The sequence below is a fragment of the Arthrobacter sp. ES3-54 genome (genome assembly GCF_029504395.1).
GTDB lineage: Bacteria > Actinomycetota > Actinomycetes > Actinomycetales > Micrococcaceae > Arthrobacter.
The window spans coordinates 62,437-80,052 of sequence record NZ_JAQFIF010000005.1 but is presented as its reverse complement, the minus strand read 5'-3'; the positions used below and the strand labels follow the sequence as shown (position 1 = coordinate 80,052).

Genomic DNA, 17,616 nt, shown 5'->3' with positions numbered 1-17,616 from the left:
GTCAGGAACCGCATGCACCGCACCGAGACAAGGCACGTCAGCGTTCAAGCGCACCGGGACAAGGTTCGCGCCCTGCTGGCCCCGCTCCGCACCGTGGAGCGGGTGGAACAGGTTCCGCTGCTCGAAGCCTTGGGCCGGGGCCTTGCCGCCGACATCCTGGCGCCGCTGGACCTTCCCCCCTTTGCCAACTCGCAGATGGACGGCTTCGCGATCCGCAGCGGCGACGTGCCCGTCGGCGGCACCGAACTACGCGTCGTCGCGCCCGTCCCGGCCGGTGCCGCACCGGCCGAACTGGCCGCCGGCACGGCTGCCCCGATCATGACCGGCGCGATGATGCCGGCCGGTGCCGACGCCGTCGTACCCATTGAACAGGCCGTGCCCGATTCCTTCCCCGCGCCCGGGGAGCCTGCCACGGTCCACCTGCCCGCCGCGGCTGCAGGAACGTTTGTGCGCGACGCCGGCAGTGACATCCGCTCCGGCGAGCTCGCCCTCGGTGCGGGGACCTTCCTCGGCCCCGGCCAGCTGGGACTGCTGGCGGCCATGGGCTACACGGAAGTGCCCGTCCGTTCCTGCCTCCGGGTGCTCCTGGTCACCACCGGCGACGAAGTGGTGGAACCGGGCAACCCGCTGGGACCGGGCAAGATCTTCGACTCCAACGGCACGCTGCTCGAGTCCTCCATGCGCCTGGCCGGGCTCCAAGTCACCCGGACCGGCGTCTCCACGGACCAACCGGACGAGCTCGCCGCGTTGCTGCGCCGGCAGGGCCCCGGCGTGGACCTGATCGTCACCACCGGCGGGGTCAGCAAAGGTGCCTATGAAGTGGTGCGGCAGGCAATGGCGGGGCACGACGTCGAATTCGGCGCCGTGGCGATGCAGCCGGGCGGCCCGCAGGGGATCGGCAGCTTCGACGGCGTTCCTGTGCTGGGGTTCCCCGGCAACCCGGTGAGCTGCCTCGTGTCTTTTGAGATGTTCCTGCGCCCGGTCCTCACGGAGCTGTTCGGCGCTCCGGCGCTCCGGACCGCCGTCCGCGCGCGCCTCGCCGAACCGCTGACCTCCCCGCCGGGCAAGCACCAGGTCCGGCGAGGCACGCTGGCTCCGGACGGTACGGTCCGGCTGGAGGGCGGTGCCGGCTCACACCTGGTTCATGCCCTGGCCCGCTCCAATGCCCTGGTCCACGTTCCCGAGGGGACTGCGGCACTCGCAGCGGGCGACGAAGTGGAAGTATGGATCTTGTGAATGAAGCAGAAACCCCTGAAGCGGATGCCGCACCAACCGCCAACACCGCGGCGGAGCACCCCCGCCTGACCCACCTCCGCCACGACGGCACGGCCCAGATGGTGGATGTGTCCAACAAGGCGCAGTCCACGCGGGAGGCCACGGCCACTGCGACCGTGCACAGCACGGCCGAGGTCCTGGCCCTCCTCGGCGGCGGCGAGCTCCCGAAGGGCGACGCCCTGGCCGTTGCCCGCATCGCCGGGATTATGGCGGCCAAGAAGACGCCGGACCTGATCCCGCTGTGCCACCCGCTGCCCATCGCCAAGGTCACCATCGATTTTGAGCTCGACACCGACTCCGTGACGGTCTTTGCCACGGTCAAGACCCGCGGTGTCACCGGAGTCGAGATGGAAGCCCTGACCGCTGCGTCGGTCGCGGCCCTGAGCGTGTACGACATGATCAAGGCCGTGGACAAGCACGCGGTCCTGACCGATATCAAAGTGCTCGCCAAAAGCGGCGGCAAGAGCGGGGACTGGATCCTATGAACATGCCCGAACCGCACCGCCACGGCGAAGCCACCGGCCGGAAGGCCGGCGTCGTGATCGCCTCCACCCGAGCGGCCGCCGGTATTTATGAGGACCTCACCGGTCCTGTCATCATCGATTGGCTCACCGAACACGGCTTTGAGCCGTTTCCTGCCATGGTGGTCCCGGACGGGGCGCCTGTCGGGGCCGCGCTGAGGGCCCTGCTGAGCCAGCAGCCCGCCGTCATCATCACCAGCGGCGGCACAGGGCTGAGCCCCACTGACGCGACGCCTGAGCAGACCCTGCCCCTGTTGGACCGGGAAATCCCGGGCATCATGGAGGGCATCCGGAGCGCCGGGGCAACCAAGACGCCGATGGCCATGCTCAGCCGGGGCCACGCGGGCGCGGCCGGACAGACCTTCATCGTGAACCTCCCCGGATCCCCGAAAGGCGTGATGGACGGCCTGGGCGTGCTGGATCCCATTCTTGGACATCTTTGCGACCAGCTGGAAGGCAGCCATGGGCATTGAAACTGGATTTGAAATCGTGCACGCCGTGCTGAGCGCCGAGCCGATTTCCGTGGAGCAGGCCATCGCGGCGGTCGAGTCGGACACTGCAGGGGCGGTGGTCAGCTTCAGCGGCGTCGTCCGCAACCATGACGGCGGCAAGCAGGTTTCCCGGCTCAGCTACAGCGCCCACCCGACGGCGCACCAGGTGATGGCCGACGTCGTCGCCGGGCTCGTGGCGGAGCACTCGGTCCCGGCCGGCGGCCAGGCTCCCGGCGGATCTCCGGATGGCGGCGTCGCCGGTGCCGAGGGCGCCGGGGAACAGCGGCAGCCCGTGCGGATCTGGGCGGCCCACAGGATCGGCATGCTCGAGATCGGCGACCCTGCCCTGGTCTGCGCCGTCTCCGCAGCCCACCGCGGCCAGGCCTTCGAGGTCTGTGCCGAACTCGTGGACCGGATCAAGGCCCAGGTGCCGATCTGGAAGGAACAGTTTTTCACCGACGGCACTGTGGAGTGGGTCGGAGCAGGGGAGTAGGCAGCAAGCTAGCGCGCGATCAGGAGGAAAGGGCCCTGCGCCGGACCTCGGCCCGGTCCACCCCCAGTTTATTGAGGAGCGCGGCCGCCGGATCATGTTCCTCGCGGTCCAGCAGCGACAACAGAAGATTCGCGGTGGTGATCTGTCGTGACTTCCGGTCCATGGCGTACCGGAGCATGCCTTCCATTACCGACCGGGCACCTGAGCTGAAGGGAGGCTTTTTTCCCCGGCTGGGCATGGTGACGCGTTCAAAGCCTTGCGTATCTATGCCGATTGACGCGAGTGCTGTGCGGTCAAGCGCTGCGGCCGCTGCCCGTGCCTGATCGAGCGTGACACCAAGAATGCCGGCCGGACCGGGATCGTGAAGCGCCCCTAGCAGCAGATGGTCCGTGCCCAGCCGCTTGTCGCCGCTGTAGCGGGCCTCTTCCATCGCAAAGCCAAGGATCTTACGGGTGTCGTCTGAAAATCGTTCAAACATCGCGATCTCACTCTCGGTATTTTGCGTGAACGGACTGCCGCGAGACGCCCAGGGCGTCACCGATCTGCTCCCAGGTCCATCCGTGGTGCCGGGCAGCTCTTACCTGTGCTGCCTCGACCTGTTCTGCCAGGCGATGCAGGGCGCCGACCGCCCGCAGGCCGATAGCGGGGTCAAGTGAATGAATCTGCGCGGACAGGTCGTCGGTCTCCATGCCTGTCAGTCTAGGTTGACGCATCGTGCCCGTCAATCCAGCCTGACAGATGCGGTGCTGGTGCGGACCACGGAGTAGACAATCGGTCGGCGGCATCGCGGCACTGTGCACCGGCTTCATAGCGATCAGGCTGTCCGGGGCGGCGGGCCTGTAACCCAAGGCCGCCGGTTCCGGAACGCAACGCCCCCGGCGGTAGGGTTGATGGCATGATCGAACAACTCTCAGTCGCCGTGCTGGGCGCCAGCGGGCGCATGGGCGAAGAGGCCGTGAAGGCCATCGAGGCCGCCGCGGACCTGAACCTCGTCGCGGCCCTTGGTCGCAACGACTCCCTCGACACGCTTGTCAGCTCCGGCGCGCAGATCGTGGTGGACCTGACGGTCCCCGAAAGCACCGAGGCGAACGTCCGCTTCGCCGTCGAGCACGGCATGCACGCCGTGGTCGGCACCACCGGCTGGGATGCCGAGCGGCTCGCGGGGCTGGAAGAACTCCTCGCCGGCCGGCCCGGCGTCGGCGTCCTCATCGCCCCCAACTTCGCCCTCGGCTCGGTCCTTGCCTCCGCCTTCGCCGCCAAAGCGTCCAAGTTCTTCGAGTCCGTCGAAATCATTGAACTGCACCACCCGGACAAGGTGGATGCCCCTTCCGGCACTGCTGTGCGCACGGCGCAGCTGATCTCAGCCGAACGCACCGACGCTGGCGTGCCTTCCAGCCCGGACGCCACCACCACGGAGCTCGCGGGCGCCCGCGGCACGGACATCGACGGCATCCGGGTCCACAGTGTCCGGCTCAGCGGCCTCGTCGCGCATCAGGAGGTCCTGCTGGGCGGGCCGGGGGAGCAGCTGACCATCCGCCACGACTCCTTCGACCGCGCCTCCTTCATGCCCGGAGTGCTGCTGGGGATCCGCAATGTCGCCGCGCACCCCGGTCTCACCGTGGGGCTCGACGGCTACTTGGACCTGGGGTTCTGAGTCCGATGTCCGCTGCCTTGACAGCGCTAAAAGCCAACCGCACCAAGATCTGGGTGGGGGCCGTCACACTGCTGCTCGTGTTCTACCTGGTGGTGTCGCTTCAACGTTCCGTGCTCCTGATGTCGGACCCCAGCCTCGTGGCGAAGGCGATCGGCGCCGCTTACCTGGTGCTGCCGGTCATTGGCGCGTGGGCCATGATCCGGGAGCTGCTGTTTGGGGCCCGCACGGAGCGGTTGGCGAAGATCCTCGAAGCCGAGGGGGGCCTGCCGGAGGATACCCTGCCGCGCACGCCCGCCGGCCGGATCATTCGCGAAGCCGCCGACCTCGAATTTGAGAAGTACCGCGCCGAGGCCGAGGCTGCCCCCGAGGACTGGCGTTCCTGGTTCCGGCTCAGCTGTGCCTACGATGCCGCCGGAGACCGCAAGCGGGCCCGCGCCTCCATGCGCGACGCCGTGCGGATGTTCCGCGCCGGGGTGCAGGAGCCCTAGAGTGCAGGAGCCCTAGCAAGTCGTGGCCGGCCGCTGAGCCCGGCCGGGTCCGGCTGTGGCGTGCCTGCGGCGTGCCTCGAGTAGCGAAGGCCGGCGGAGGCTAGCGGAAGCGGGGAGACTGGCGGACTTGAGCCGGCTGGTAGCTGCCTGCCTGGTTGGCCGCATGGGTTACCCACTCCAGCGGTCCGCGCCATGCCAGTGCCGCGAAAACCGCGCCAGTCACCAGCACCCCGATGGCCTGCGCCCAGTACACACCCTCCACGGTCCAGCCGGGCAGCAGTGGCTGATCGTGCAGGGCCCCCATGATGCACAGATGCGCCGTGTAGAGGCTCAATGTCATGGCCCCGGCTCCGCGCAGCGGGAGCAGCAGGTCAAGTTCCACCCAGTTGCCCAGCCGGCCGAGCAGGAGACACACGCCGATCACGGCGGCAGCGGTCCCCGAGGTGTGCAGCAGATCCAGTGTGGTGCCGGCGTGCGGTGCACTGGAAGCCAGCCACCACGCCGAGCCCGACTGTTCGACGCCGGCAAGGTTGACCTGCAGCAGGCTCGCCAAAGGGTAGGCGGGATCGCCGATCTGCGCCTCCAGCGCCTGCCTGCCGCCCCAGTCCTCCATCATGACTATCCCCAGCCACTTGGAAATGATGGCCACCACCGTTCCGGCGGCCAGCAGCAGGAACGGCACGGCTGCTTTCGACAACGCCATCCGGCCGATCGCGAGCCCCACCAAGAGATAGGCGATCCACTGCAGCACGGGGTAGTAGCCCGTGAGGAAGAGGTCGCCAAGCAGTCTGTCCGGTGTGGCCAGGTCCTCCCAACCCGGGTTATGGCCCAGCCGCAGGGGCGGATCGGCGGACAGTAGCCAGGGCCGCAGCAGGAAGGCCAGGACCGGGGCTGCCAGGATCCAGGCGGCGGCCAGCATCAGCAGGCGTTTCACCCCGAGCCCCACAAAGGGCAGCACGCACAGGAACAGGAGGGCATAGTGGACCAAAATGATGGCGATATTGACTTCCAGGCCGCCCAGGGAGAGCCCGACGGCGCCGATCACGAGCGCCCGTAGGGCGATGCCCCGGCGGGCCGCCCAGAGTTCGGAGCCTTGGAGGGGCTGCTGCTTCCCCGTGGACAGGGCGAGACCGACTCCGGCCAGCACGGCGAACAGCGCGGCTGCCCGTCCTGAAAACGCAAGTCCGATCCAGGTGGGCGTGAGTTGTGAGTCCGACTCAAAGGTGGCCAGCACGTGGGTGGCCATCATGGCCAGCAGGGCCAGCCCGCGTGCGGCGTCAATGCCGGCCAGCCGGGTACCGGAGGAGGTGCCCCTGACGGTCCGGGAAGCAGTAGTCGTTCCGCGCGCGGTCATCATCTGATCGTCTCATGTTGGGCCGGGCCACAGCGGCAGTCCGTCTCGGAACGACCTTGTATTCGAATATATGTTCGAATACGATGAGCGCATGAACAACGCCTCAGAGCCCGCCTTCCTGAATCCGGAATTCCCAGGCCCGGAAATCGCTGGCCGGGAAATCGCCGTCCCGGAATTTACCGGCCGGGAATTCTCAAGCCGGCAACTTGCGCGTCGGCAACATCCGGGCCCAGATCGATCAGGTCCGGACCGGGCCAATACCCCGCCCGCTGGACGGTTGGACGGTGATTCGGGGGCCGGCGTCCTCAAAGCCATGAGCCCGGGTGTCGTGGACTTCCTCTTCCGGCGCTTGGTTGCCGGGGAGCCGGCCGAGGACGTCCAGTGGGGCAAGGAAGGCACGGCGCTGGCGGTGCAGCCGCCGGGAGCGGAGCTGGCCCGGCGGCTGGCCGAGACCGACCTCGACGCCCTCACTCCGACAGAGCTGTTCCACTACGTGCGGGCAGCCCAGCGCCTTGCCGCCTGGGCGGAGGCCCTGCGCGAAACCGCCGTCGGGCGGTACTGCTCGGCACCACCGGCGCCCTACGGCGAAAGACGAGGTGCCTAGGATGGCAGAGTGACTACTGGCTCAATCACCGCACTGACGCTGTCCGTCGTCCAATACGAGGCCCTGGACGGCGGCGTGGCCGCCAACGTGCCCGAGCACATCCGGCTGATCGAAGACGCCGAGTCGCACGGAGCCCGGCTGGTCATCTTTCCTGAGCTCTCCCTCACGGGGTACCGGCTGGACCTGCTGGAGGGGCCGGGGGAGTGGCTGAGCGCTGCTGACGGGCGGCTGGACGGCATCCGGGAAATCTGCCGGCGCACCGGAATAACCGCCGTGGTCGGAGCCGCGTTCAAGGAGGAGGACGGGACGCGGCGGCTGGCCTCCCTCGCCGTCCACCCTGCAGGCGTCATCGAGGCCAGCTTCAAGACGCACCTGCACGCTTCGGAGCAGGGCCTCTTCGTGGCCGGCAGCCAACCTGCGATCTTGGAGATTGACGGCTGGAAGGTCGCCTTGGCAATCTGCTTCGACGCCGCCCGGCCCGGGCATGCGGAATGGGCCGCGGCAGCCGGTGCGGACATCTATGCCGTCTCGGCTCTCTACACCGCTGGCGAAGACCACCGGCTGGGACTGCATCTTGGCGCCCGCGCCATGGACAACCGGATGTTTTCCGTCCTGGCGAACCTGGCAGGCGCCACGCCGCTCGGGCCTTCTTGCGGGTTAAGCGGGTTCTGGGGTCCTGATGGGCTTCCGCTCCGGCAGGCGGCCGGCACCGGCACTGAGGTATTGACGGCGAGCCTCCAGCACGGCGTTCTGGCGCGGTTTCGGCGGCCCTGAGTCGGGCCGAACGGCGGAAACGTGACGTGCGGCCCGGCGAGTTTGACGTTCGTCACACCGCCGCCATTGTCCTAACATGCCGCGGACAAGGTAACGTTTTTCATATGGCTGACTCTGATATTCGCTCTTACACGTTCGGGACCCTCGTGACTGCCATGGTCACGCCTTTCACAACGGACGGTGAGGTCGACTACCAGCAGTCGGCGGAACTGGCGAGCAAGCTCGTCGACGAAGGCAATGATGCCCTCGTCATCTCCGGCACCACGGGCGAGACCTCCACGCTGGAAGACGACGAAAAAGAGAAGCTCTTCCGCGTCATTGTCGAGGCCGTCGGCGACCGCGCCAAGGTCATCGCCGGAACCGGGACCAACCACACTTCGCACTCGATCGAGATGGCCAAGCGCGCCGCCAAGGCGGGAGCCCACGGCCAGCTGATCGTCACGCCGTACTACAACAAGCCGAGCCAGGCCGGCATCCAGGCGCACGTCGAGGCCGTTGCCGACGCCGCCGACCTCCCGGTCATGGTGTACGACATCCCCGGCCGCGCCGGCGTGCCCATCGAGCCAGAGACCATGATTCGGCTCGCCGACCACCCCAACATCGTTGCCTTGAAGGATGCGAAGGCCGATTTCGCAGCCATTACGCGCGTTCTGGCGAACACCGACATTGATGTCTACTCCGGCGATGACGGCCTCACGCTGCCGTGGATGGCCGCCGGCGCCGTCGGGCTGGTCAGCGTCTCCGCGCACGTCGCGTCGCCGCAGTTCCGCGCGCTGATCGATGCCGCACTTGCAGGCGATTTTGCCACCGCCCGCACCATACATTTCGAACTGGACCCCGTGGTCCGCGCAGTGATGACCCACATTCAGGGTGCTGTCGCTGCCAAGCAGGTTCTTAAGTGGCAGGGAGTCCTGCCCAACTCGGTTGTCCGTTTGCCCCTCGTGGAGCCGGGCGAGGCCGAGATCGCAATCATCCGCGAGGATTTGGCGGAAGCGGGGATGGTCTTTTCCTGATCCGGAGTCACTCCTGATCGTTAAGAACCAGCCCGGCCTCCGCCTGGAAAGTAGTGCACTATGACCCAAACCGCCCTTCCCGGCCTTGTCACGCCGCCGCGCCTCCCGAAGAACACCCTGCGGATCGTGCCGCTCGGCGGACTCGGGGAAATCGGTCGCAACATGACCGTCTTCGAGATCGATGGCAAGCTCCTCATCGTTGACTGCGGTGTCCTCTTCCCCGAGGAGACCCAGCCCGGCGTCGACCTGATCCTGCCCGATTTCTCCTACATCGAGAACCGTGTGCAGGACATCGTCGCGGTCGTCCTGACCCACGGTCACGAAGACCACATCGGCGCCGTCCCGTACCTCCTGCGCCTGCGCGCCGACATTCCCGTTGTCGGTTCACAGCTCACGCTGGCCCTCATCGAGGCCAAGCTGCAGGAACACCGGATCAAGCCGAGAACGAAGACCGTCGTCGAAGGCGAGGTCGAGAAGTTCGGGCCCTTCGAATGCGAGTTCGTCGCCGTCAACCACTCCATCCCGGACGCCCTGGCCGTCTTCATCCGCACCTCGGGCGGCACCGTCCTGCACACCGGTGACTTCAAGATGGACCAGCTGCCGCTGGATGGCCGCATCACCGACCTCCGGCACTTCGCCAAGCTCGGCGAAGAGGGGGTGGACTTGTTCATGTCGGATTCGACCAATGCCGACGTCCCCGGCTTCACCACCGCCGAGAAGGAAATCGGACCCACCCTGGACCGGCTGTTCGGGCAGGCCTCCAAGCGCATCATCGTCGCCTCCTTCTCCTCGCACGTGCACCGCGTCCAGCAGGTCCTCGACGCCGCCGCCAACCACAACCGCAAGGTTGCCTTTGTGGGCCGCTCCATGGTCCGGAACATGGCCATCGCCGCGAAGCTGGGCTACCTCGAGGTGCCGGCCGGGATCCTGGTCGACATCAAGAACATCGACAACCTGCCGGACAACCGGGTTGTGCTGATGTCCACCGGCTCCCAGGGTGAGCCCATGGCGGCCCTGTCCCGCATGGCCAACGGCGACCACCGCGTCGTCGTCGGCGACGGCGACACGGTCATCCTTGCCTCGAGCCTTATCCCGGGCAACGAAAATGCGGTCTTCCGCATCATCAACGGCCTGCTGAAGCTCGGCGCCGACGTCATCCACAAGGGCAACGCCAAGGTGCATGTCTCCGGCCACGCTGCCGCCGGCGAGCTGCTGTACTGCTACAACATCCTTGAGCCGCTCAACGCCATGCCGGTGCACGGCGAAACCCGCCACCTGATCGCCAACGGCAAGATCGCCCTCGAATCCGGCGTGCCGGAGGAAAGCATCCTGCTCGCGGACAACGGCACCGTGATCGACCTTCGCGATCACCAGGCCGACATCGTGGGCCAGGTCGAGGTCGGATTCGTCTACGTCGACGGCTCCAGCGTCGGCGAAGTCACGGAAGCGGACCTCAAGGACCGCCAGACTCTCGGCGACGAGGGCTTCATCTCCATCATCACCGTCATCCACCGTGCCACCGGCAAGGTGGTGTCCGGGCCGGAGATCCACGCCCGCGGCGTGGCGGAGGACGATTCCGTCTTCGACGAGATCATCCCCAAGATCAACGAGGCCCTCGAAGAGGCCGTGCTGAACCGCACGGACCACACCACGCACCAGCTGCAGCAGGTCGTCCGCCGGGTCGTGGGCACGTGGGTCAACCGCAAGCTGCGCCGCAAGCCCATGATCATCCCGGTGGTCCTTGAGGCGTAAGCCTCAGTTGGTTCACCGGGCGTAAGCCTCAGTTGGTTCACCGGGCGTAGGCCCTTCCCACGTACCGGGCGCATGCCTGGTAAACGGCCTTCCCGGCCAACCGCGGCCTGAGCGCCGCGGAAGGCGGGGGAGGCCGTTTTTCTGTTGGCGCTGGCGGCAACATGATCCCGGACGGCCCGGAAATTCGGGGTTTTCGGCCCGGCATCCGGTACCGTGGCGAGTATGGCGACTCGTACTTCTTCCGCGCCTAGAGGAAACTCAAGCGGCAAATCAGGCAGTTCTCCCGGCCGGGGGTCCAGTCCCGCCGCATCCAAATCCGCCCGGCCGCGGGGAACCACGGGCGGAACCACCGGAACAGCGCGGACCCGGCAGTTGGCCGCAGTTGAGCCGCACCAGCCCTGGCTGGTGCGCGTGCTGGCCGGTGCATGGCTGGGCATCGCCCACGTCATCGGCGCCGGCATCAGACGGGTCGGCCACGACGTCAGCGACCTCGCTCCGGAGGACCGGCGCGACGGTGCCGCCCTGTTCAACCTGGCCCTGGGCGTCTTCGTCGCCACCTTCGCATGGTGGGGGTTCCGGGGCTGGTTCCCCGACCTCGTCTTCGCGATCGTCAACGGCACCTTTGGCTGGATGTCCCTGCTGCTGCCGCTCATGCTGTTCGTATGTGCGTTCCGCCTGTTCCGCCAGCCCGACGACGGCCGCGGCAACAACCGGATCGGCATCGGCTTCCTCATCATGACGTTCGCCGGTTCCGGCCTGGCCCACGTCATCGGCGGCCAGCCGACGGTCGCCGACGGCTTCGACGGCCTGCGCAGGGCCGGCGGCATGCTCGGGTACCTTGCCGCCGCCCCGCTGGCCGCCCTGCACACCGCAGTCCCCGTGGCGGTGTACGGCCTGCTGGCCTTCACCTCGCTGCTGATCGTCACCGCGACCCCCTTCGGCGCCATCCCCGGCCGCCTGCGGGACGGGTACCAGCACCTGATGGGCATCGATCTGCGCGACGACGACGGCGGTGACCGCCACGACCGCAGCTACCTGTACGAGAACGACGCCCCGGCCCCGCCCAAGAAGAAGCGCAAGCGCCTCTTCGGCAAGGACCACGACGACGAGTCCGGCCTGGAAGGCTACGTCGGCGACGAGGCCTTCGAGCGCGCTGTCATCGACGGTGAAGAAGCAGCCGACGAGGCCCCGCCCGCCAAGGGTGCGAAGGGCACCAAAAACCAGGCGGGCGTCGCCCCCGGCGTCCGCCGTCCCACCCAGGCGGAGATCGCCGTCGAAAAGATCAAGGCCGCCCAGGGCCTCGGCTCGGCGGGGTCCGTTGGCGAAAACGCCACCGAGGCCATCCCGCTGGTCACCCCAGGGATGGTGGCTGCGGGATCACTCAATCCCACCGCCGCCGCTGCCGCCGCCATGGTCCCCTCCAACCCGGTGGCCCCGGCACCGCTGCCCACCCCGATTCCGCAGCGAACCGAACAGCTCTCCCTGGCCGGCGACGTCACCTACACCCTGCCGGCGTCGGACGTGCTGACACCCGGTTCCATCCCCAAGGAACGCACCGAGGCAAACGACGCGATTGTCGCCTCGCTCACCGAGACCCTCAACCAGTTCAACGTGGAGGCCCAGGTCACCGGTTTCAGCCGTGGCCCCACCGTGACCCGCTACGAGATCGAACTGTCCCCGGGCACCAAGGTGGAGCGGGTCACCGCCCTGTCCAAGAACATCTCCTATGCGGTCGCGAGCTCGGACGTGCGCATCCTGAGCCCCATCCCGGGCAAGTCCGCCATCGGCATCGAAATCCCCAACACGGACCGCGAAACCGTGTCCCTGGGCGACGTGCTCCGCAGCCAGAACGCCCGCCGCACCGACCACCCCATGGTCATGGGGGTCGGCAAGGACGTCGAGGGCGGGTACGTCGTGGCCAACCTGGCCAAGATGCCGCACCTGCTCGTGGCCGGTGCCACCGGAGCCGGCAAGTCCTCGTTCGTGAACTCGATGATCACCTCGATCCTGATGCGGGCCACCCCGGACGAGGTCCGCATGGTCATGGTGGACCCCAAGCGCGTGGAACTCACGGCCTACGAAGGGGTCCCGCACCTCATCACGCCGATCATCACCAACCCGAAAAAGGCGGCCGAGGCCCTGCAGTGGGTGGTCCGGGAAATGGACGCCCGCTATGACGACCTCGCTAATTACGGCTTCAAGCACATTGACGACTTTAACAAGGCCGTCCGGGCCGGCAAGGTCCACCCGCCGGTCGATTCCAAGCGCGTCATCAAGCCCTACCCGTACCTGCTGGTGATCGTGGACGAACTCGCTGACCTCATGATGGTGGCACCGCGCGACGTCGAAGACTCGATTGTCCGCATCACCCAGCTGGCCCGCGCTGCCGGCATCCACCTGGTCCTGGCCACCCAGCGCCCGTCGGTCGACGTCGTGACCGGCCTGATCAAGGCGAACGTGCCCTCCCGCATGGCTTTCGCCACCTCCTCCGTCACCGACTCCCGGGTGGTCCTGGACCAGCCGGGCGCCGAAAAACTCATCGGCCAGGGCGATGCCCTGTTCCTGCCGATGGGAGCTTCCAAAGCGATGCGTGTCCAGGGCGCCTGGGTCACCGAGTCGGAGATCCACAAGGTGGTCGAGCACGTCAAGGGCCAGCTCAAGGCCGTCTACCGCGACGACGTCGCGCCCGAGGCGCAGAAGAAGCAGATCGACGACGACATCGGGGACGATCTCGAGGTCCTGCTCCAGGCCACCGAGCTCGTGGTCACCACCCAGTTCGGTTCCACATCGATGCTGCAGCGCAAGCTCCGGGTCGGCTTCGCGAAGGCCGGGCGCCTCATGGACCTGCTCGAGTCCAGGGGAGTGGTGGGACCCTCCGAAGGTTCCAAGGCCCGCGACGTGCTGGTCAAGCCGGACGACCTCGCCGCCGTGCTGGCCGCGATGAAGGGGCAGGACGGCCCGGTGGCCGCTGACTCGCAGACCGCGGCCCTGAGCGATAACGCCAACGCGAACATCGCCCAGGGCGGCTACGCCGAGGACCTCGTGGCGGCCGACCTGGAGAACCGCACCCAGGCGATCGAGTACCACGACGGCGCCGACGGAGGCTCCGACGAGGACGGCTCGGAGGACGCCTGGTCGCTCACCGGACGGTAGCGTGCGAAGCGGGTAGCCTAGGAAGGTGAATAGCGCCGACTCCAACCCCGGATCCGCCTCGCGGATCTGGAACCTGCCGAATATCCTGACGATGCTGCGGATAGTGCTGGTGCCGTTCTTCATCTGGTTCCTCATCCTCGACGCTCCCGGACTGCAGGCCCAGAACGGCCCCTGGCGCTGGGCGGCCGCCTTCGTTTTCGCGGTGGCCATCTACACTGACAAGCTCGACGGCGACATCGCCCGGTCCCGCGGCCTGGTCACCGACTTTGGCAAGATCGCCGACCCGATCGCCGACAAGCTCCTGATCGGCTCCGCGCTGGTCATGCTCTCGTTGCTCCAGGAACTGCCGTGGTGGGTCACTATCCTGATCCTGGTCCGGGAGTGGGGCATCACCGCTCTCCGGTTCTTCGTGATCCGCTACGGCGTCATCCCGGCCTCGCGCGGCGGCAAGCTCAAGACGGTGGTGCAGACGGTGGCCATCTTCCTGTACGTCCTTCCGCTGGCATCCCTTGCCCCGTGGCTGGGCGTTGTGGCGTTCGTCGTGATGATGGCTGCGCTGGCCATCACGCTGTGGACAGGCGGCGAATACGTCATTGAGGCCCTCAAGCTGCGGGCCGCCGGCATCAGGGCAGAGAAGGAACGGGTAAGGGAGAACAAGCAATGAACCATCCGGAGCCGCATCTGCATCCCAACCTGCACCGCCTGGCGGAGCAGACCGTCACCGGCGCCCTCGGCCGCGGGATGACGGCCGCCACCGCCGAATCCCTCACCGCCGGGATGGTCACCGCCGTGCTGGCGGACACGCCCGGCGCCTCCGGGATGCTGCAGGGCGGCGTGGTGTCCTACGCCAACAAGGTCAAGGCCGACGTCCTGGGCGTCCCCGGCGAGCTGCTCGACGCCGTCGGCTCCGTGGACGGCCAAGTCGCCGCGGCCATGGCCGACGGCGCGCGGCGCATCTGCGGCGCCGACGTCGGCGTGTCCACCACCGGCGTGGCAGGCCCCGAACCGCACGACGGCAAAGCCGTGGGCACGGTCTTTATCGGCATCGCCACGGCGGAAGGATCGACGTCGTACCACTATTCCTTTGAAGGAAGCCGCGCCGAGATCCGCGCACTCGCGTGCGGCGCCGCCCTGGAGCGTCTGCTCGAAGCCCTATCTTCCGAAGGCTACCGGGCGTAAAGTTGCCGGGAACAAAAGTTGATTCCGAATAGTTGTTACATTGTGTCGCTTCCAAATAAGGGAGGCGCCTAGGATGAAGTCATCAGCAGAGTCCGCCCCCACCGGCGGACTCGACAGTACGAGGAGCAAGGCGATACAGATGGTAAAGCAGCCCGTATCCGTAAACGGCGTTGTCCGCTGGAAGGATGTGGGCCTCGCCGATCAGGCCAAGAGCGAACAGAAGGAGCGCAAGATGGTTGTACTTCGTCACGAAATCGGTGATGTCCTGCGCGATGTCCGCCAGCGCCAAGGCCGTACGCTCCGCGAAGTCTCGCACAGTGCCCGTGTTTCCCTGGGCTACCTGAGCGAAGTGGAACGCGGCCAGAAGGAAGCCTCCTCGGAGTTGCTGTCCTCGATCTGCTCGGCCCTCGATGTTCCGCTTTCGAGCATGCTCCGCGAAGTCAGCGACCGCGTTGCGGTCGCCGAGGGCGTCGCGGTTCCGGACACCGTCCCCCAGGAGTTCGCGCAGCGCTACGGCCGCGACCTCGACCGAGAGCTCAACTCCGACCTCAACGACGAGCTGGCAAAGGGTCTCCTTTCCGGAGCTCGCTAGACGCCAACTCAGCTAAGACGCAAGAAAGGACCTCCGGCTCAGGCCGGGGGTCCTTTGACGTGTGCCGGGGATGACTTGCGCAACCCGCCGGGGGAGTCAGACGGGCTCGTCCCGGGGGAACCCGTCGCGTTCGTAGGTGGCATTGAGTTTCGCCATGTACATGGCAAGAGCCTGCAGGTCCTCGGCCGGCCACTCTGCCAGGCGTTCCCGAAACACCTCACGCCGGGCGTCCTGGACCTGGTGCATCCGTGCCTCACCTTCGGGCGTCAGCTGGATGGACTGCGCCCGGCCGTCCAGCGGGTCCGCCTCCTTCGACACCAGGCCAAGGCCCTCAAGGAAGGCGATCTGCCGGCTCACCGACGGCTTGCCGACGCCGATGCAGGACGCGAGGTCGGTGAGCCTGATGGGGCCCTGCTTGCGGATCACACTGAGCAGCCCGTAGGCGGCGGGCTCCATGTCCGGGTGGACCTGGCGCGAAAGCTGATGGGAAATCGACCGGCCCCGGCGCCAGAGCAGGCTCAGCTGGTTCTCGACGGCGTCCAGGGCGGCGTCAGAGCCGGCGTTTCCGGGAGAGGAATCTCGCGCGGACTCAGTTGGGTTGCTCATGGCAACCATTCTAGAGTCCTGGGCCGTGAGAGACTTTACTCGTGCGAATCAGTGACTTTTGGCGGCTTATGGACGACGAGTTCGGGGCGGGGTACTCGCGCGTCCTGAGCAGCTCGCTGGTCCTGGCAGGAGTCGGGGGACGCACCGCGGACCAGGCCCTCAGCGCCGGCGTTCCTCCCCGCCAGGTGTGGCTTGCCCTGTGCGACGTCCAGGACGTCCCGCCGGAGCGCCGACTGGGCCGGGACGTCAAACCCCGCGACACCACCGGACCCCACTGACGCTGACATGCCGCCTGGATGGGCTAACGCTGAGACGCCGCTGGCTTGGGCTGACGCCTGACACGCCGCCCGCTTGTTCGAATACCTGTTCGGATAGCGATATGCTTTTTTCAGAGCGTTCGACATACAGCGTTATCCACATACGTGGCCTCCTCGACAACTTTGTCGGGGGGTGCAAGTAGCGTCAGTGATGACAGACGAAGGGCCTACAGGGCCACTCCACAGCGAGAAAGTATTAGAGGTGTGAATCATGGCCGCAGCCCCGGATCGCCAGAAGGCGCTCGACGCAGCGCTTGCCCAGATTGACAAGCAGTTCGGCAAAGGCTCGGTCATGCGCCTCGGCGATGAAGTCCGTGCGCCCATCGAGGTCATCCCGACCGGCTCCATCGCATTGGACGTCGCCCTGGGAATTGGCGGCCTGCCCCGCGGCCGCGTCGTGGAAATCTACGGTCCGGAATCATCCGGTAAGACCACGGTCGCGCTTCACGCGGTTGCCAACGCCCAGCGCCTGGGCGGCATCGCCGCCTTCATCGACGCCGAGCACGCACTCGATCCCGAATACGCCGCGAAGCTGGGCGTCGACACCGACGCGCTCCTGGTCTCCCAGCCGGACACCGGTGAGCAGGCACTGGAAATCATGGACATGCTCATTGGTTCCGGTTCCCTTGACGTCATTGTCATTGACTCGGTGGCCGCCCTCGTTCCCCGCGCGGAAATCGAAGGCGACATGGGCGACAGCCACGTTGGCCTGCAGGCCCGCCTGATGAGCCAGGCGCTCCGTAAGATCACCGGCCGCCTGAGCCAGACGAAAACCACGGCTATCTTCATCAACCAGCTGCGTGAAAAGATCGGTGTCTTCTTCGGCTCCCCGGAGACCACCACTGGTGGTAAGGCGCTGAAGTTCTACGCCTCCATCCGCATCGACGTCCGCCGGATCCAGACCCTGAAAGAGGGCGCGGATTCCGTCGGCAACCGCACTAAGGCCAAAATCGTCAAGAACAAGATGGCCCCGCCCTTCAAGATCGCCGAGTTCGACATCATTTACGGCCAGGGCATTTCCCGTGAGGGCGGCATTATCGACATGGGTGTGGAGCACGGCCTGATCAAGAAGTCGGGCTCCTGGTTCACCTACGATGGCGACCAGCTGGGTCAGGGCATGGAGAACTCCCGCCGCTTCCTGCGCGACAACCCGGAGTTGGCATCCGAACTCGAGCGCCTGATCAAGGAAAAGCTCGGCGTCGGCGTGAAGGCCCCGGCCGAAACCGAGGAGTCACCGAAGCTGAAGGCCGTTGACGGCTTCTAACGCAGGAGCGAGCCGTGCGTCAGGGTTTCGTCACAGGAACCCTGACCCGGACGGCGCTGGCGACCAGCGTGCCGGTTCCGCCGCGT

General features: G+C 67.0%; 20 protein-coding genes. 16 read left to right on the top strand and 4 right to left on the bottom strand.

Translation table 11 applies throughout. The features are described from left to right. Window positions 1–12: 12 nt before the first annotated feature. From glp to M2428_RS11065, 4 genes are read left to right on the top strand one after another with little or no spacing between them, the layout of a single operon-like run. Complete coding sequence (gene glp, locus M2428_RS11080) at window positions 13–1,236, top strand: gephyrin-like molybdotransferase Glp (RefSeq protein WP_277526015.1); 1,224 nt, start codon at window positions 13–15, stop codon at window positions 1,234–1,236. Continuing rightward, window positions 1,224–1,760 (top strand): cyclic pyranopterin monophosphate synthase MoaC, encoded by a 537-nt coding sequence (gene moaC / locus M2428_RS11075; protein WP_277526014.1) that lies wholly within the window; start codon window positions 1,224–1,226, stop codon window positions 1,758–1,760. The genes glp and moaC overlap by 13 nt, the downstream gene beginning before the upstream one ends. Then, window positions 1,757–2,269: a MogA/MoaB family molybdenum cofactor biosynthesis protein gene (locus M2428_RS11070; RefSeq protein WP_277526013.1), complete on the top strand. Its 513-nt coding sequence runs from the start codon at window positions 1,757–1,759 to the stop codon at window positions 2,267–2,269. Before moaC ends, M2428_RS11070 begins: the two co-directional genes overlap by 4 nt. After that, window positions 2,259–2,780, top strand: a complete 522-nt coding sequence (locus tag M2428_RS11065) for a molybdenum cofactor biosynthesis protein MoaE (protein ID WP_277526012.1) — start codon at window positions 2,259–2,261, stop codon at window positions 2,778–2,780. The genes M2428_RS11070 and M2428_RS11065 overlap by 11 nt, the downstream gene beginning before the upstream one ends. A gap of 19 nt (window positions 2,781–2,799) precedes the next feature. Here M2428_RS11065 and M2428_RS11060 read toward each other — a convergent pair whose 3' ends face one another. Then, a complete protein-coding gene (locus M2428_RS11060; RefSeq protein ID WP_277526011.1) occupies window positions 2,800–3,318 on the bottom strand; it encodes a Clp protease N-terminal domain-containing protein in 519 nt (172 codons plus the stop codon). Further along, window positions 3,266–3,469 (bottom strand): helix-turn-helix domain-containing protein, encoded by a 204-nt coding sequence (locus tag M2428_RS11055; RefSeq protein WP_277526010.1) that lies wholly within the window; start codon window positions 3,467–3,469, stop codon window positions 3,266–3,268. The genes M2428_RS11060 and M2428_RS11055 overlap by 53 nt, the downstream gene beginning before the upstream one ends. 206 nt (window positions 3,470–3,675) lie before the next feature. Here M2428_RS11055 and dapB point away from each other — a divergent pair, with 206 nt between their 5' ends. Together dapB and M2428_RS11045 are read left to right on the top strand one after the other, a co-directional pair. Next, a complete protein-coding gene (dapB, locus tag M2428_RS11050) occupies window positions 3,676–4,434 on the top strand; it encodes a 4-hydroxy-tetrahydrodipicolinate reductase (protein ID WP_277526009.1) in 759 nt (252 codons plus the stop codon). Between the two features lie 5 nt (window positions 4,435–4,439). Next, window positions 4,440–4,922, top strand: coding sequence for a hypothetical protein (locus tag M2428_RS11045; RefSeq protein WP_277526008.1), 483 nt, complete (start codon window positions 4,440–4,442; stop codon window positions 4,920–4,922). A gap of 100 nt (window positions 4,923–5,022) precedes the next feature. Here M2428_RS11045 and M2428_RS11040 read toward each other — a convergent pair whose 3' ends face one another. Beyond that, entirely contained in the window at window positions 5,023–6,276 is a 1,254-nt protein-coding gene (locus M2428_RS11040; RefSeq protein WP_277526224.1) for a heparan-alpha-glucosaminide N-acetyltransferase domain-containing protein, read from the bottom strand. Window positions 6,277–6,589: 313 nt separating this feature from the next. Between M2428_RS11040 and M2428_RS11035 the strand changes: the two genes are divergently transcribed. From M2428_RS11035 to M2428_RS11000, 8 genes are all read left to right on the top strand, one after another. Continuing rightward, window positions 6,590–6,880, top strand: a complete 291-nt coding sequence (locus M2428_RS11035; RefSeq protein ID WP_277526223.1) for a hypothetical protein — start codon at window positions 6,590–6,592, stop codon at window positions 6,878–6,880. Between the two features lie 9 nt (window positions 6,881–6,889). Continuing rightward, complete coding sequence (locus M2428_RS11030) at window positions 6,890–7,654, top strand: carbon-nitrogen hydrolase family protein (protein ID WP_277526007.1); 765 nt, start codon at window positions 6,890–6,892, stop codon at window positions 7,652–7,654. A 104-nt stretch (window positions 7,655–7,758) separates the two neighbouring features. Then, window positions 7,759–8,667, top strand: coding sequence for a 4-hydroxy-tetrahydrodipicolinate synthase (dapA, locus tag M2428_RS11025; protein ID WP_277526006.1), 909 nt, complete (start codon window positions 7,759–7,761; stop codon window positions 8,665–8,667). 60 nt (window positions 8,668–8,727) lie between these two features. Further along, on the top strand, window positions 8,728–10,419 hold the full coding sequence (locus M2428_RS11020; RefSeq protein WP_277526005.1) for a ribonuclease J: 1,692 nt from the start codon (window positions 8,728–8,730) through the stop codon (window positions 10,417–10,419). A gap of 222 nt (window positions 10,420–10,641) precedes the next feature. Next, window positions 10,642–13,572 (top strand): DNA translocase FtsK, encoded by a 2,931-nt coding sequence (locus tag M2428_RS11015; protein WP_277526004.1) that lies wholly within the window; start codon window positions 10,642–10,644, stop codon window positions 13,570–13,572. A 25-nt stretch (window positions 13,573–13,597) separates the two neighbouring features. Then, window positions 13,598–14,236, top strand: a complete 639-nt coding sequence (pgsA, locus tag M2428_RS11010; RefSeq protein ID WP_277526003.1) for a CDP-diacylglycerol--glycerol-3-phosphate 3-phosphatidyltransferase — start codon at window positions 13,598–13,600, stop codon at window positions 14,234–14,236. Beyond that, window positions 14,233–14,751 (top strand): CinA family protein, encoded by a 519-nt coding sequence (locus tag M2428_RS11005; RefSeq protein ID WP_277526002.1) that lies wholly within the window; start codon window positions 14,233–14,235, stop codon window positions 14,749–14,751. The genes pgsA and M2428_RS11005 overlap by 4 nt, the downstream gene beginning before the upstream one ends. A gap of 139 nt (window positions 14,752–14,890) precedes the next feature. Then, entirely contained in the window at window positions 14,891–15,343 is a 453-nt protein-coding gene (locus M2428_RS11000) for a helix-turn-helix transcriptional regulator (RefSeq protein WP_066434909.1), read from the top strand. A 96-nt stretch (window positions 15,344–15,439) separates the two neighbouring features. On the opposite strand, the gene M2428_RS10995 is transcribed toward M2428_RS11000, so the two are convergent. Further along, entirely contained in the window at window positions 15,440–15,949 is a 510-nt protein-coding gene (locus M2428_RS10995; RefSeq protein WP_277526001.1) for a MarR family transcriptional regulator, read from the bottom strand. A gap of 41 nt (window positions 15,950–15,990) precedes the next feature. Here M2428_RS10995 and M2428_RS10990 point away from each other — a divergent pair, with 41 nt between their 5' ends. Next, window positions 15,991–16,227: a DUF3046 domain-containing protein gene (locus M2428_RS10990; RefSeq protein WP_277526000.1), complete on the top strand. Its 237-nt coding sequence runs from the start codon at window positions 15,991–15,993 to the stop codon at window positions 16,225–16,227. 250 nt (window positions 16,228–16,477) lie between these two features. After that, the gene (recA, locus tag M2428_RS10985; RefSeq protein ID WP_277525999.1) at window positions 16,478–17,530 is read left to right on the top strand and encodes a recombinase RecA; all 1,053 of its coding nucleotides are present in this window, start codon (window positions 16,478–16,480) and stop codon (window positions 17,528–17,530) included. Window positions 17,531–17,616: the final 86 nt, after the last annotated feature.

Excerpts from the sequence above, each read along its gene's own strand:
- glp (WP_277526015.1), top strand. The coding sequence starts at position 13 with ATGCACCGCACCGAGACAAGGCACGTCAGCGTTCAAGCGCACCGGGAC.
- moaC (WP_277526014.1), top strand. The coding sequence starts at position 1,224 with ATGGATCTTGTGAATGAAGCAGAAACCCCTGAAGCGGATGCCGCACCA.
- M2428_RS11070 (WP_277526013.1), top strand. The coding sequence starts at position 1,757 with ATGAACATGCCCGAACCGCACCGCCACGGCGAAGCCACCGGCCGGAAG.
- M2428_RS11065 (WP_277526012.1), top strand. The coding sequence starts at position 2,259 with ATGGGCATTGAAACTGGATTTGAAATCGTGCACGCCGTGCTGAGCGCC.
- M2428_RS11055 (WP_277526010.1), bottom strand. The coding sequence starts at position 3,469 with ATGGAGACCGACGACCTGTCCGCGCAGATTCATTCACTTGACCCCGCT.
- dapB (WP_277526009.1), top strand. The coding sequence starts at position 3,676 with ATGATCGAACAACTCTCAGTCGCCGTGCTGGGCGCCAGCGGGCGCATG.
- M2428_RS11045 (WP_277526008.1), top strand. The coding sequence starts at position 4,440 with ATGTCCGCTGCCTTGACAGCGCTAAAAGCCAACCGCACCAAGATCTGG.
- M2428_RS11040 (WP_277526224.1), bottom strand. The coding sequence starts at position 6,276 with ATGACCGCGCGCGGAACGACTACTGCTTCCCGGACCGTCAGGGGCACC.
- M2428_RS11035 (WP_277526223.1), top strand. The coding sequence starts at position 6,590 with ATGAGCCCGGGTGTCGTGGACTTCCTCTTCCGGCGCTTGGTTGCCGGG.
- dapA (WP_277526006.1), top strand. The coding sequence starts at position 7,759 with ATGGCTGACTCTGATATTCGCTCTTACACGTTCGGGACCCTCGTGACT.
- M2428_RS11020 (WP_277526005.1), top strand. The coding sequence starts at position 8,728 with ATGACCCAAACCGCCCTTCCCGGCCTTGTCACGCCGCCGCGCCTCCCG.
- M2428_RS11015 (WP_277526004.1), top strand. The coding sequence starts at position 10,642 with ATGGCGACTCGTACTTCTTCCGCGCCTAGAGGAAACTCAAGCGGCAAA.
- M2428_RS11005 (WP_277526002.1), top strand. The coding sequence starts at position 14,233 with ATGAACCATCCGGAGCCGCATCTGCATCCCAACCTGCACCGCCTGGCG.
- M2428_RS11000 (WP_066434909.1), top strand. The coding sequence starts at position 14,891 with ATGGTAAAGCAGCCCGTATCCGTAAACGGCGTTGTCCGCTGGAAGGAT.
- M2428_RS10995 (WP_277526001.1), bottom strand. The coding sequence starts at position 15,949 with ATGAGCAACCCAACTGAGTCCGCGCGAGATTCCTCTCCCGGAAACGCC.
- recA (WP_277525999.1), top strand. The coding sequence starts at position 16,478 with ATGGCCGCAGCCCCGGATCGCCAGAAGGCGCTCGACGCAGCGCTTGCC.